The organism is Chromobacterium sp. CCUG 76385, from assembly GCF_059916625.1.
The window spans coordinates 19,419-33,215 of sequence record NZ_JAUCGU010000015.1 but is presented as its reverse complement, the minus strand read 5'-3'; the positions used below and the strand labels follow the sequence as shown (position 1 = coordinate 33,215).

Annotated in this window: 13 protein-coding genes and 1 riboswitch; of the genes, 6 read left to right on the top strand and 7 right to left on the bottom strand. The window is 64.8% G+C overall.

The genetic code is table 11. From position 1 onward, the window contains the following. Positions 1–30: 30 nt before the first annotated feature. Positions 31–2,043, bottom strand: coding sequence for an excinuclease ABC subunit UvrB (gene uvrB / locus QUG01_RS11455; RefSeq protein ID WP_500830260.1), 2,013 nt, complete (start codon positions 2,041–2,043; stop codon positions 31–33). Positions 2,044–2,321: 278 nt separating this feature from the next. Here uvrB and QUG01_RS11450 point away from each other — a divergent pair, with 278 nt between their 5' ends. From QUG01_RS11450 to QUG01_RS11440, 3 genes are all read left to right on the top strand, one after another. After that, entirely contained in the window at positions 2,322–3,191 is an 870-nt protein-coding gene (locus QUG01_RS11450; RefSeq protein WP_500830259.1) for a serine hydrolase, read from the top strand. A 90-nt stretch (positions 3,192–3,281) separates the two neighbouring features. After that, positions 3,282–3,779: a GNAT family N-acetyltransferase gene (locus tag QUG01_RS11445; RefSeq protein WP_500830258.1), complete on the top strand. Its 498-nt coding sequence runs from the start codon at positions 3,282–3,284 to the stop codon at positions 3,777–3,779. A 57-nt stretch (positions 3,780–3,836) separates the two neighbouring features. After that, a complete protein-coding gene (locus QUG01_RS11440) occupies positions 3,837–4,382 on the top strand; it encodes a kinase inhibitor (RefSeq protein ID WP_500830257.1) in 546 nt (181 codons plus the stop codon). A gap of 36 nt (positions 4,383–4,418) precedes the next feature. Here the strand turns inward: QUG01_RS11440 and QUG01_RS11435 are convergent, their stop codons facing one another. Genes QUG01_RS11435 through QUG01_RS11420 form a run of 4 tightly spaced genes read right to left on the bottom strand, consistent with a single transcriptional unit; the run spans position 4,419 to position 8,539 of the window. Then, on the bottom strand, positions 4,419–5,378 hold the full coding sequence (locus tag QUG01_RS11435) for an ABC transporter ATP-binding protein (protein ID WP_500830256.1): 960 nt from the start codon (positions 5,376–5,378) through the stop codon (positions 4,419–4,421). Beyond that, positions 5,353–6,954 (bottom strand): ABC transporter permease, encoded by a 1,602-nt coding sequence (locus QUG01_RS11430; protein WP_500830303.1) that lies wholly within the window; start codon positions 6,952–6,954, stop codon positions 5,353–5,355. Before QUG01_RS11430 ends, QUG01_RS11435 begins: the two co-directional genes overlap by 26 nt. After that, positions 6,915–7,466, bottom strand: coding sequence for a GNAT family N-acetyltransferase (locus QUG01_RS11425; RefSeq protein WP_500830255.1), 552 nt, complete (start codon positions 7,464–7,466; stop codon positions 6,915–6,917). Before QUG01_RS11425 ends, QUG01_RS11430 begins: the two co-directional genes overlap by 40 nt. Positions 7,467–7,522: 56 nt before the next feature. Next, the gene (locus QUG01_RS11420; RefSeq protein WP_500830254.1) at positions 7,523–8,539 is read right to left on the bottom strand and encodes a thiamine ABC transporter substrate-binding protein; all 1,017 of its coding nucleotides are present in this window, start codon (positions 8,537–8,539) and stop codon (positions 7,523–7,525) included. Between the two features lie 45 nt (positions 8,540–8,584). After that, a riboswitch (TPP riboswitch) is annotated at positions 8,585–8,679 on the bottom strand. 129 nt (positions 8,680–8,808) lie between these two features. Between QUG01_RS11420 and QUG01_RS11415 the strand changes: the two genes are divergently transcribed. Together QUG01_RS11415 and QUG01_RS11410 are read left to right on the top strand one after the other, a co-directional pair. Further along, positions 8,809–10,251 (top strand): DUF1800 domain-containing protein, encoded by a 1,443-nt coding sequence (locus QUG01_RS11415; protein WP_500830253.1) that lies wholly within the window; start codon positions 8,809–8,811, stop codon positions 10,249–10,251. A 10-nt stretch (positions 10,252–10,261) separates the two neighbouring features. Then, positions 10,262–11,440 (top strand): DUF1501 domain-containing protein, encoded by a 1,179-nt coding sequence (locus QUG01_RS11410; protein WP_500830252.1) that lies wholly within the window; start codon positions 10,262–10,264, stop codon positions 11,438–11,440. Positions 11,441–11,444: 4 nt separating this feature from the next. On the opposite strand, the gene QUG01_RS11405 is transcribed toward QUG01_RS11410, so the two are convergent. Next, positions 11,445–12,230, bottom strand: coding sequence for a substrate-binding periplasmic protein (locus QUG01_RS11405; protein ID WP_500830251.1), 786 nt, complete (start codon positions 12,228–12,230; stop codon positions 11,445–11,447). Between the two features lie 102 nt (positions 12,231–12,332). On the opposite strand from QUG01_RS11405, the gene QUG01_RS11400 reads away from it, so the two are divergent. Further along, positions 12,333–13,163, top strand: coding sequence for a hypothetical protein (locus QUG01_RS11400; RefSeq protein WP_106077147.1), 831 nt, complete (start codon positions 12,333–12,335; stop codon positions 13,161–13,163). 84 nt (positions 13,164–13,247) lie between these two features. On the opposite strand, the gene QUG01_RS11395 is transcribed toward QUG01_RS11400, so the two are convergent. Beyond that, positions 13,248–13,760 (bottom strand): winged helix DNA-binding protein, encoded by a 513-nt coding sequence (locus QUG01_RS11395; protein WP_233164337.1) that lies wholly within the window; start codon positions 13,758–13,760, stop codon positions 13,248–13,250. Positions 13,761–13,797: the final 37 nt, after the last annotated feature.

Here is a 13,797-nt window from a genome sequence, read left to right as displayed (position 1 = left end):
CGCGGGGCATCGCTTGCGGCATCCTGACGCTTACAGATCGCTGAGCCAGGCTTTTTCCTTCAATTCCTTCAATTCGTCGCGGATGCGCGCGGCCTTTTCGAACTCCAGGTTGCGCGCCGCCTCCAGCATGTCCTTCTCCAGCCGCTTGATCTCCTTGGCCAGCGTCTTCTCGTCCATCATCGCCACCTTGGCCTCATCCACCAGCTTCTTGCGCTCGGCCTCGACGCTGTAAACGCCATCGATGATGTCCTTGACCCTCTTCTCCACCCCCTTGGGCGTGATGCCGTGTTCGACATTGAAAGCCATCTGCTTGGCGCGGCGGCGCTCGGTCTCGTCCATCGCCCGCTTCATGGAGTCGGTGATGCGGTCGGCGTACAGCAATGCCCTGCCGTGCAGATTGCGCGCGGCGCGGCCTATGGTCTGGATCAGGCTGCGCTCGCTGCGCAGGAAGCCCTCCTTGTCGGCGTCCAAGATGGCCACCAGGCTCACCTCGGGAATGTCGAGGCCTTCGCGCAGCAGGTTGATGCCGATCAGCACGTCGAACATGCCCAGGCGCAAGTCGCGGATGATCTCCACCCGCTCCACGGTGTCGATGTCGCTGTGCAGATAGCGCACCTTGATGCCGTGCTCGGTGTAGTAATCGGCCAATTGCTCGGCCATGCGCTTGGTCAGCGTGGTGACCAGCACGCGCTCGCCGCGCTCCATGCGCAAGCGGATTTCGGACAGCAGATCATCCACTTGCGTCGCCACCGGGCGGATCTCGATTTCCGGATCCACCAGGCCGGTCGGCCGCACCACCTGCTCCACCACTTGGCCGGCATGCTCCTTCTCGTAAACCGCCGGCGTGGCGGAGACGAAGATGGTCTGCGGCATCAGTTTCTCGAACTCATGGAACTTCAACGGCCGGTTGTCCGCAGCCGAGGGCAGGCGGAAGCCGTATTCCACCAGATTGGCCTTGCGCGCCGCGTCGCCCTTGTACATCGCCCCCACCTGCGGCACGGTGACGTGGCTTTCGTCGATGAACATCAGCGCGTTCTTGGGCAGGTAGTCGATCAGCGTCGGCGGCGGATCGCCGGGGCCGCGGCCAGAGAAGTGGCGCGAATAGTTTTCGATGCCCTTGCAGAAGCCCATCTCGTACAGCATTTCCAGGTCGAAGCGGGTGCGCTGTTCGATGCGCTGCGCCTCCACCAGCTTGCCCTCTTTCTGATACCACTCGATGCGGTGGCGCAGCTCGTCCTTGATCTGCTCGCAGGCGCGCAGCACGGTGTCGCGCGGCGTCACGTAGTGGCTGGACGGGAACACGGTGAAGCGGCCGACGCGCTGCTTGGTGACGCCGGTCAAGGGATCGAACAGCGTCAGCGTTTCCACCTCGTCGTCAAACAGGCTGACGCGCAGCGCGGTATCGCTGCTTTCCGCCGGATAGATGTCGATCACGTCGCCGCGCACGCGGAAGGTGCCGCGGCCGAAGTCGATATCGTTGCGACTGTACTGCATGGTGGTGAGCCGGCTGATCATTTCGCGCTGCGGCGTGGTCTCGCCTTCCTTCAGGTGCAGGATCATCTGGTGGTAGTCGGACGGATCGCCGATACCGTAGATCGCCGACACCGTCGCCACGATGATGCAGTCCGGCCGCTCCAATATCGACTTGGTGGCCGACAGCCGCATCTGCTCGATGTGCTCGTTGATGCTGGAGTCTTTCTCGATGAACAGGTCGCGGCTGGGCACGTAGGCTTCCGGCTGGTAGTAGTCGTAATAGGAGACGAAATACTCCACCGCGTTGTGCGGAAAGAACTCGCGCATCTCGCTGTACAACTGCGCCGCCAGCGTCTTGTTGTGCGCCATGATGATGGCCGGCCGCCCGGTTTGGGCGATGACGTTGGCCATGGTGTAGGTCTTGCCGGAACCGGTCACCCCCAGCAGGGTCTGGTAGGACAGGCCGTCGGATAATCCCTCCACCAGTTGGGCGATGGCGGCGGGCTGGTCGCCGGCCGGCGCAAACGGCTGGTTCAATTGAAACGGACTGTCGGGAAAGGTTAGCAGCATGGCAAGAGGGGCGGATCGGGTGGCGAAGCCGATGATTTTACGCTTGTCCGGAGCGGTTCACACCTCCTGTGGAAGAAGACCGGCGGCGCCCCGGCCGGAACATACTGCGGAATTGCTTTTTTGCCCTACACAGCACGACAACATTGTTTAAAATGCAGACAGGACCCTGCGGGCAGCCCGCTTGCAAGATGCCGTCATCTTGGCGACATTTAACAGCCAATGCCCTCCGCATGCCGTCCTGTTTCCTCCAAAATAAGCTCACATAAGCGGAGTGACGCATGATCAAGAAAATCGCAAGTCTGCTGGTATCGGCGGCGTTGTCCGTTCCGGTAATGGCGGCTCCGCCGCACGGCGTGATGGTAGCCAGCGAGATGTCCGGCTACAGCGCCCCCCGGCTCAATTCCCGTTCGGTGCTGGTCATCAACGGCAGCACAGGTGAAACCCTTTACGAAAAGAACACTCATCAAAGGATGCCGATCGCGTCGATCAGCAAGCTGATGACGGCGATGGTGCTGCTGGATTCCGGCGCGCCGCTGGACGAGCAGGTGACGGTATCCAACGCGGAGATAGACCGCGTCAAGCACACCACCTCCCGCCTGGCCGTCGGCACCACGCTCAGCCGCAAGGAAATGCTGCTATTGGCGCTGATGTCGTCGGAAAACCGCGCCGCCGCCACGCTGGCGCGCACCACCTTCCCCGGCGGCACCGCCGCCTTCGTCGAGCGGATGAACCGCAAGGCGCGCAGCCTGGGTATGACCGAAACCATCTTCCATGACCCGACCGGCCTCGATGTGCGCAACACCTCCACCGCCGCCGACCTGGCCAAGATGGTCAAGGCCGCCGACGACTACCCGCTGATCCGCGAATTCACCACCACCGAACAACACCAGATCGTTTCGGCGCGCAACCGCGTGCTGCGCTACAAGAACAGCAATGCCCTGGTGCGCGAAGGCGACTGGGACATCGCGGTGCAAAAGACCGGCTACATCCAGGAAGCCGGCCGCTGCATGGTGCTGCAGGCCACCGTCGGTTCTCAGCCGCTGATCATCGTGCTGCTGGATGCCGGCGCCAGCTCCGCGCGCGTGCACGACGCCAAGAACATCAAAACCTGGCTGGAGGCCCACCCGGGCAGTTGGCTGGCTGGCTGACCACCAGGACCCGCATGAAGCCGCCCATCCCTATTGGATGGGCGGTTTTTTTCATGCCATACTGCTCAACCGACTATCAGGGAGCCCGCCTTGAACATCCGCATCACCGCCGCCCGGCCGCAGGATTCGGCCGACATCCATCGTTTCATCACCGAACTGGCCATCTACGAGCGCGCCGAGCGCGAAATGGTGGCCAGCGTCGCCGACATCGAGGCCTCGCTGTTCGGTCCTAAAGCCAAGGCCCAAGCGCTGATGTGCCATGTTGACGGCGTGCTGGCCGGCTTTGCCGTGTACTTCTTCAGTTATTCCACCTGGCTGGGCAAGAGCGGACTGTATCTGGAAGACCTGTACATCACGCCGGAAATGCGCGGCGCAGGCGCAGGCAAAGCGCTATTGAAATATCTGGCGCAACTGGCTTGCGAACACGATTGCGGACGCTTCGAATGGAGCGTGCTGGACTGGAACCAGCCGGCGATAGACTTCTACCAGTCCATAGGCGCCAAGCCGCAGGCCGAATGGATACGCTACCGGCTGGCCGGAGACGATTTACGCCGCTTCGCTCACGGCGAAGAAACGATAACTGCCTGATCCAAGGCGCGGCCCCGCCTACCATCCGACTTGTCCGCCACCCACAGGAGAATCGATATGCGCCATACCCTGCTGATCGCCAGCCTGCTCGCGCTGCCGCTGGCCGCTCAGGCCGATGGTTTCAAATTGTCCAGCAGCAGCGTCGCCGACGGCAAGCCGCTGAGCTTGCGCCAGGTCTATAAAGGATTCGGCTGCGAAGGCGGCAACGTCTCGCCGCAGCTGTCGTGGAGCGGCGCGCCGGCCGGAACCAAGAGCTTCGCCATCACGGCCTATGACCCGGACGCGCCCACCGGCAGCGGCTGGTGGCACTGGACCGTGGTGAATCTGCCCGCCGACACGCATGCGCTGGCGGAAGGCGCCGGCAGCACGGGCGGTACCTTGCCGGAAGGCGCGGTGCAGGGCCGCACCGACTATGGCGAATCGCGCTTCGGCGGCGCCTGCCCGCCGGTTGGCGACAAGCCCCACCGCTACCAATTCACCGTCTGGGCGCTCAAGGTGGACAAGCTGCCGGTGGACGCCAACGCCAGCGGCGCGCTGGTAGGCTTCATGCTGAACGCCAACGCGCTAGGCAAGGCCAGCCTCACCGCCACTTACGGCCGCTGATCCGACCGCGCGGGGGCCTTTGCGCCCCCGCCGCCATTAGGCCGCCGCATGGTCCAATCGCAACAGACGCGCCTCGTCTATGCCCACGCCTATCTCGCCGCCGACGAAAAGCGAGTCCTGCCAGCGCGCGGCCTCGCGCGCGGACAGGCTTAGCACCAGTTCTCCAGCCTGGACCGCCACCTTGACCCGCGCGCCGTCCGGCAGCCAGGCCAGCTCTACGATGCGCGCCGGCGGCTGATCGGTCCCCAATAAAATGGCCTGGGGCGGAACCACGGCATGGTCCAGCACATTTTCGTAGCCGATAAAACCGGCCAGCCAGGCATTGGCCGGCGCCGCCAGCAACTGGCGCGGCGGCGCGCACTGCAGCAGCCGGCCGTCCTTGAACACCGCCACCCGGTCCGCCAGCGCAAAGGCTTCGTCGCGATCATGCGTGACGATGATCACCGGCACGCCGGCCTCGCGCAGCAGGCTGCGGAATTCGCGCTGCAGTGTCCGGCGCAGATCGGCGTCCAGGCTGGAGAACGGCTCGTCCAGCAACAATAGCCGCGGCTGCGTCGCCAGCGCCCGCGCCAGCGCCACCCGCTGCTGCTCGCCGCCGGACAGCGTCCACACCTTGCGCTTGGCATGGTCGGCCAAGCCCACCCGCGACAGCATGTCCTGCGCCTGGCAGACGGCCTCGCGCTTCGCCACCCCCTGCTCGATCAGGCCGAACATCACATTGCCCAGCGCATCCAGGTGCGGAAACAGGGCGAAATCCTGAAACATCAGGGCAAAGCCGCGCCGCTCAGGCGGCAAGACGGCCAGATCCGCGCCGTCAAAGCGCAGCTCGCCGCTATCCGGCCGCTCCAAACCGGCGATCATCTTCAGCAAGGTGCTTTTGCCGCAGCCGGACGGGCCCAGCAGGGCCAGGGTTTCGCCGGCGGCGACCGTCAGCGACACCTCGTCGGCCACGATGCGCGCGCCAAAGCGTTTATTCAGGTTTCGCAGCGTCAGCACGGCGGTTCTCCCAATGGCCGGCGCCGCCGGCGGTTTCGATGATCCAGAAAGCGATGACCGCCAGCAGCATCAACAGGCAGGACAGCTGCATCGCCGCGTCGGCATTGGCCTGCCCCGGCCGCCCCAGCCGCTGGTAGATCAGCGTGGTCAGCGTCAGCCACTCCGGCCGCGACAAAAACAAGGTGACGGCGAACTCGCCCACCGCGGTGGCGGCGGCAAAAGCCAGGCCGCGCCGCAAGGCTGGCTGCAACAGCGGCCATTGCACGCGACGGAACACTCGCCACGGACTGGCGCCCAGGCTGCGCGCGGCGGCGCGCCAATGCGGCGGCTGGCCGTCCAGCGTGGTCAGCAGCGCCTTGGCGACGAAGGGATAAGCCAGCAAGGCATAAGCCGCCAGCAGCAAGGCCAGCGCGGCGGTCCATTGCGGATACAGCAGCAACAGGCCGAAAGCCACGCACACCGGCGAGGCGACGAAAGGCAGAAAAATCAGCGCGCGCATGGCCAGGCTGCGACCGCAGGCCCAAGCGTGCGCCAGGCCCAGCGCGCCCGCGGCCAGCACAGTCAGGCCGGTGAAGCGGGCGCTGTTCCATAATGCCAGCCGGACATCGTCGCCCCATAAGTCCAGCCAGCCGGACGCGGCGGCCAGACCGCGCCACAGCACGGCGAATAGCGGCAGGCCGGCAAACAATAGCAAAGCTGCCAGCGCGGCGGACAATGCCAGCTTTTCCCTCAGTTTGGATACCGGCTTCAACGGCAGCGGCTCCATCCTAGCCGCCGTCGCCAGCCGACGTGCCAGCCAAGCGTACAGCGCGGCGATGCCGCCGCACACCGCCAACACCAGCAAGGCCAGCGCGCCGGCGTCGGCCAGGTTCAGCTCGTAGGCCACCAGGGTATAGATTTCCACTTCCAGCGTGGCGTAGCGCTGGCCGCCCAGGATCAGCGCCAGCCCGAAACCGGAGAAGCAATACAGGAAGACCAGGCACAGGCTGGACAACAGCCAGGGCAAGGCCGCCGGCCATTCCACCCGCCAGAACGCCCGCCACGGCGTGGCGCCCAGCGTGCGCGCGGCGGCCAGCCGGCTGGCCGGCACCTGGGAGAAGCCATCACAGCCGGCGCGCACCACCAGCGGCAGATTGAAGAACAGATTGCCGTACAACAGCAGCCACGGCGTGTCCTGCAGATTGACGCCGAACAGCCCCTGCGGACCGAACAGCGCCAGCACGCCCATCGCCGCCACCAGCGTCGGCATCACGAAGGGCAGCATCAACAGGCGCAGCAGCAGGCCGCGGCCGGCGAAACGATAGCGCGCCAACAGCCAGGCCAGCGGCGCGCCCAGCAGCAGGCACAACAAGGCGCTGGCGGCCGCCTGGCTCAGCGACCACAACAGGCGCCAGCGCAGATACGGATCTCTCAGCAGGCCGGGGCTGAACTGCAGGCCGCCCTCGGCCAGCAGCCGAAGCAGCGGCAACATCGCCAGCAGGAATAGAAACAACAGGGGCAGGCCGGCGAGCGCCAGCCTGGGCACATCTAACCGCTTCAAACAAGCACTCCAGACAACGGCCAATCCGCCGTCAATACATCCTCGCAACCGTCTTCGTCGCGCACCTGGCCCACTTTGGCGAAGCCCAGTTGCGCCGCCAGGGCGTGCGACGGCAGATTGCCCGGCTCGATCGACAACACCAGCCGCGCCACGCCGCCCTGCTCCACCGCCCAGCCGGCCATCGCCAGCAGCGCCTCGCGGGCATAACCCTGGCGGCGGAAAGCCGGGTAAACCGTGTAACCCAGCTCCACGTCGCCATAGCCGTTCAGGTACGGATGGCCGGGCATGGTATGGAAATTGATGTGGCCGACCATGGCCAGATCGTCGCGGCGCAGCATCGCGCGCACCGACCACGGCGCGTAAGCCGGGTCTTCCGCCATGTCCTGCAGCCGCATCGCCATCAGCGGCCGCTCCGCCAGCCAGTCGGCGGGCAGCGGGCAACCCAGCCGCTCAGCCGCGGCGCTTGGGTCGCCGTACAGGCAGGTCTGCAAAAAATCCGCATCCAGGTGGCGCAAGATCAGGCGGGGACTGATGATGTCAGCGATCATCGTGTTTCTCCAGATTGCCATGATCGAATCATGGCAGAAACCGGCCGCTTCAGGCATCAATTACCCGACTTCAACACCACCCGCGTCCAGCGGCTGACCCAGCCGCGCTGCTTGGCGGCCAGCGTGGCGCTGTCGGGGGTGTCATGCGCGGTGGGCTGCTCGGCATGCTTGAACACCGGGTCCAGCGCGATATTGTCCATCGCCGGGTACATCCACATTTGCGTCGGGATGGCCTTTTGCACCGCGTCCGAGCGCAGGAAGCCGATGAACTGTTGCGCCAGCTTCGGTTCCTTGCCGCCCTTGACCAGCGCCGCGCCTTCCACTTGGCGGAACACCGTGCCCGGCAACAGCAGGTTGCCGGTCGGGGCATCCATCAGCTTTTCCTTGCTATAGAACACTTCGGCCGCCGGACTGGTGGCGTAGCTGACCACGATGGGCCGGCCGCCGCCGTTCTTGGAGAAGTCGGTGTAATAGGCTTCGGTCCAGCTCTTGCTGACCTTCAGGCCGTTATCGCGCAGCTTGCCCCACAGCGCGAAGGCTTTCTCTTCGCCGAAGGCGTGGATGGTGGCGGCCAGAAAAGCCAGGCCCGGGCTGGACGTAGCTGGATTTTCCACCACCAGCAGGTTTTTATAGGCCGGCAGCGTCAGATCGTTCAGGGACTTAGGCAAGGGCAGCTTGTTCTTGGCGAACCAGGCCTTGTCGTAGTTCAAGGTGACATAGCCGTAGTCGATGGCGGCAGCCCCAGGCAGGCTGACCTTGCCGCCAGCAGCCAATTCAGCCGGCAGCGGCGCCAGCGCGCCAGCTTGCTCGGCCTTGCCGATCAGGCTGTTGTCGATGCCGAACACCACATCGGCAATCGGCGCGGACTTGGTCAGAATCAGCTTGTTGACCATCTCGCCGGCATCGCCGGCCTTGATGATGGACACCTTGGCGCCGGTCTGCTTTTCAAAGGCCGCCAGCAGCGGCTTGTCCACGGTAAACGAGCTGTGCGCCAGCACGCGCAACTCGGCGGCTTGGACGGAAAGTCCGGACAGGCTCAGAGCAAGGACAACAAGCTTGGGAAACCACTTCATGAAATTCTCCGTACAGAAACGACGGAGCAAGCGGGCATGCGGGAGACTTCCCGCGCATCACGCTCCCTCCGCTGGCATGACCCAGATCAGGTTCTCAGGGTGTCTCTCAGCCCGCATGGCGGGCACCCCCGGTGATAGGCGCACAGTATAACGGAGATTACGGCAAACAACTTAACACTCTGCCCCATTCGCTTAATACCGCAGCGAAAAGTAGCCACTATGCTGACATCGCTCGCTCAAGAATCCACCCGCAAAGGGGGAAGACAACCATGAAACGCCTCCTGCTGGCCGCCGCCCTGTGCGGCCTGCCCTTGTGCTCCCTGGCCGACATCGGCGTCGACGGCGCGCGCCACCTGCTGCTGCGCACCGGCTTCGGCGCCAACCCGGCGCAGATCGCCGTTTTCGCGCCGCTGAGCCGCGAGGCGGCGGTGGACAAGATTTTGGCCGGCGTCCGCACTCAGGCCGTCACGCCGCCGCCGGGTTGGGCCAATGAGCCGTTCGAACGCCCCGGCCAGCCCGGCCTGACCGAAGATCAGAAGAAAGCGCTGCAACAGGAGCGCAACCAGCATGCGGTGGAGCTGCGCAGCTGGTGGCTGGCCGAAATGCGCGCCACCCCGTCGCCATTGACCGAGAAAATGACCCTGTTCTGGCACAACCATTTCGTGTCGGCGCTGGACAAGGTGCGTTCGCCGCAAATGATGTACCAGCAGAACCTGCTGCTGCGCCACTACGCGCTGGGCGACTTCGGCCAGCTCTTGCATGCGGTGGCGCGCGATCCGGCGATGATGCGTTATCTGGACACCGCCAATAACCGCAAGGAGCAGCCGAATGAGAACTTCGCGCGCGAAGTGATGGAGCTGTTCACGCTGGGCGAGGGCCACTACACGGAGCAGGATATCCGCGAAGCGGCACGCGCCTTCACCGGCTGGGGCCTGGACCATGACGACCAATTCATCGTCCGTCCGCGGCTGCGCGACACCGGCGACAAGCTCATCTTCGGCCAGCGCGGCAATTTCGACGGCGACGACGTGGTCGATCTGTTGCTGCAGCAGCCGCAAACCTCGGTATTCATCACCAACAAGCTGTGGCGCAATTTTGTATCGCCCACGCCGGACGCCGCTGCGGTGAACAAGCTGGCCGCCGACTTCCGCCGCAATCATTATCAGTTAAAGCCCTTGATGCGCGCGCTGCTGCTGACGCCGCAGTTCTGGCGCAGCCAGGGCCAACTGGTGAAATCGCCGGTGGAGCTGACGGTCGGCACGCTGGTGACGTTCGACCTGATGCCGCCGGATTGGCGGGTGATAGCCGGCCTGAACCGCCAGCTGGGCCAGGACGTGTTCGCGCCGCCCAATGTCAAAGGCTGGCCCGGCGGCGAAGCCTGGATCAACAGCGCCACCCTGCTGACCCGCAAGCAGTTTCTGGACCGCATCACCCACGACGCCGCCCCGGCGCGCGACGCCTTCGCCCAAGCGGACGGCAGCCTGAACGAGATGGCGGGCCGCGAAGCGAGGATCAACCGCTTCGTCGCCAAGGGCGTGGCGTCGATGAAGCTGCAGCCGGACGAATGGGCTGCCATCTATGACGTGAAGAGCGCGTCCGACGCGGCGCGGATGCTGCTGGCGGTGCCGCCGGCCAATCCCTTGCCGCAGGGAGAGAGCGGCGCCAAGGCCATCGCCCAGTTGCTGATGGACCCGTCCTACCAGGTGGAGTGAGGAGCCTGCCATGTTCAAACGACGCGAATTCCTGAAGGCCGCCGGCGCGGGACTGATGATGACGGTGCTGCCCAATCTGTCCTGGGCGCTGGCGCCGGCAGGCTACAAACGGCTCTTGGTGATGGTGGAGCTCAAAGGCGGCAACGACGGCCTCAACACCGTGGTCCCCTACGCCAGCGCCGACTACTACCGGCTGCGCCCCGGCATCGCCATCGCCCGCGAGCAGGTGCTGCAGCTCAACGGCGAGATCGGCCTGCACCCTTCTCTGGCGCCGCTGATGCCGCTGTGGCAGGACAAGCAGCTGGCGCTGCTGCAGAGCGTGGGCTATCCCGACCCGAATCTGTCGCACTTCCGCTCGATTGAAATCTGGGACACGGCCTCGGCCAGCCAGCAATTCCTGACCGAAGGCTGGCTGACGCGCCTGTTCCGCGAGCAGCCGACGCCGAAGAACTTCGCCGCCGACGGCGTGGTGCTGTCCAGCCAGGTGCTGGGACCGCTCGATGGCGGTTCGCGCGCCGTGGTGCTGTCGAATCCGCAGGACTTCGCGCGCCAGGCCAAGCTGGTGGCGGACCAAGCGCCGGGCCACGCCGGCTCGGCGCTGGAGCACATTCTGAAAGTGGAAGGCGATATCCGCCAGGCCGCCGCCAGCCTGGCCCCGTTGCCGCGCACCGCGGCGAGCGAATCGCCCACCGCCGGCCCCAAGCCCAATGGCGGCTTCGGCAACGCGGTGCGCACCCTGACCGACACTCTGTCCCGCGGGGTCGACATCGCCGTGGCGCGCATCACGCTGACCGGTTTCGACACCCACGGCAACCAGCAGCCGACGCAGGCGCGGCTGCTGGCCGAACTGGCCGATGGCCTGGCGCAGCTAAGAAGCGAGATGACGCGGCTGGGCCGCTGGGACGACACGCTGGTGCTGACCTACGCCGAATTCGGCCGCCGCCCGCGCGAGAACGGCAACCGCGGCACGGATCACGGCACGGCCAATGTGCATTTCGCGCTGGGCGGCCGCGTCAACGGCGGGCTATACGGCGCCACGCCGCAGCTGGCCGGCGTCAGCGAAGGCAATCTGCCGCATGCCATAGATTTTCGCCAGGTCTACGCCACGGCGATGGAAAGCTGGTGGGGCAAGGACAGCCGCAATGTGCTGGGCGGCCGTTTCTCCCCCCTGCCGCTGTTGCGCTCTTGAACCTTCAACGCTCCGGGTACGGCACGGCGAACTGGCTGCGATAAAGACGCGCCACCGTGCCGTCCTGCCGCATGGCCTGCAAGGCATCGGCAAAAGCCCGGCACTGCCGGGCCGACACGCTGCGCCGGCTGAAAACATAGTAGGCCTGGCCCGCCAGCCACTCGGGCGGCAGGGCAACCATCTGCGGGCTTTGCGGCAGTCTGGCCGCTTCGCGCTGCGCCGTGATGCTGGTGGCCAGCAGCAGATCAATGCGCCCCAGCTGCAGCTTGCGGAAACTGCCGTCCAGGGTCTCGCCGACATCCACGCTTACCGATTTGGGCGGCGCTTGCAGCCAATGGTCCAGCGTATCGCCGTAACTGTCGCCGCGGGTCACGCCTAGCCGGAGATGGCCTAGACGGCCCAGATCCTCCAGCTTACGCACCGGCCAGCGCGCCATGCGGTCACGCCGCACCCATAATTGCACCAAGGTCGGGCTATAGCCCTGGACATAACAGGCATAGGCCTCCCGCTCCGGCGTCTTCAAGGCCTGCATCGCCGCATCCAGCTGACCCAGCCGCAGCTGCTGCAAAGTGCGCGGCCACGGCAAGCGCCGGTAGGTCATGCGACAACCGAGCCTGGCGGCAGCCTGATTCAGCAAGGCCACCGAATACCCGGCCACCTGCTCATCGCGCCCTTGGTAATGAAATGGCGGCCATTCATCCCAGCCCACGCTCAACGGCCTATCGCAAACGCCGCCCGCCAAGGCCGGCAGGGCAAACGCGCTCAACACAACCACTCGGATCCAGCCCACGCCCTCTCCTCCGCAAGCAGGCGGCAAGCCCGCTGCTGCTCTCCTAGAATGTACGATAGAATCGTCCACATCACCCAGCAAACCGCATGGAATGCCTAGCCGATGACCAGCAACAACACCAAGAGCAACAGCCAGGCCGAGCCGGAAACGGAAGAGATTCCGCTATTGCCGCCGGAGAACGAAGCCAGCCTGGCCAACCATGCCATCCCGCTGGGAGAAACCATTCTGACCCTTCAGGTCGGTCCCCACCCCATTTACGGCATTCTGCAGCGCAGCCGCGCCGTCACCAGCCAATCCGACTACTACCGCCTGCAGTTCCGCGGCTACGCCCGCTCCGATGGCAGCCACTGGCACCCGATGGAGGGCGACGACAGCCGTTTCCACGCCTTGTACAACATGGCCTGGGTACGGGTGGATCGTCCCAGCAAGACCGTCACCTTCGGCCCCAAGAACGGCGTGCAATGCAGCCCCGGACTGGAAGGCACGGGCCTGGATACGTATTTGTTCGGCAATGCGGTCGCCTGGGCCAAGAGCACCTGTCCTGACTACGCTATCGCCCCTGGCCTGGTCACCCTCAGCCAACCGGCCACCGAAGAGGAACAAACCCGAAAACACTCGTTCTACGCGGGACAGGGCTTCCAGTTTGAATGGCAAGACCCGGCCCAACGCAGCGCCTTGTACTTCAAGGACAAAGTCAGCAAGCTGCTGGGGGTGTGGAACAAAGACACGGTGCATGAATTCGGCGGTGAGGAAATGCTGAAAATGCTGGCCAGCCAAGACGAGGCCAGGGCGGAACTGCAACAGAAGCTGGATGTGGCGGAAAGCGCGCAGGACCAAATGAAACGCGCGCTGCAGAAGGAAAAGAATACATCGCAAATTCTGACCGGCGTACTGATCCTGGCCGCCATCATCGGCATCTGGGCTGTGCTATAGGGTCAGTCCCGGGCGATGCCCAGGTCAGAGAGGAGCGCGCTTTGCCCGCCGCTCCCGCTCCGACGGCGGATTCGCCATCCCGCCTTAGAACGAAGCGCCGGCGCGGGCGGCCTGATCGTATACGCCGGCCAGCAGGCGCATCAGCTGGGCAATCTCGCCTATCGCCGGGTTGGCCAAGCCGCCGTCGCTCAAGGTCGGCATCAAGCACTGCTCTCTCACCTGCCGATAGCGCTCGCATAGATCCTTGCCGCGCTCGGTGGTGGAGAACAGCACTTCCTTGCCGCTCTTCTCGCTGGACACATACCCCATCTTCACCAGCTTCTTCAGGGCATACGCCACCACGTGCGTGTCTTCCATGTTCAGCACAAAGCAGATGTCGGCCAGCTTCTTCTGCCGGCCGCGATGATTGACGTGATGCACCAGCAGCACTTCAGTCGGCGTCATATCCTTCTCGCCCGCCGCCGCCATGCAGCGCACCATCCAGCGGTGGAAAGCGTTATTGACCACCGTCAGGCTGAATTCGAACTCCGATAGCTCCGGGCTGCGCTCGGAAACCAAGTGCTGCGAGGATACAATCTTCGGCAAAGCCATTGTCATTCCCATCTCTCCCTCATCGCGCCGAGCGCACTTTATT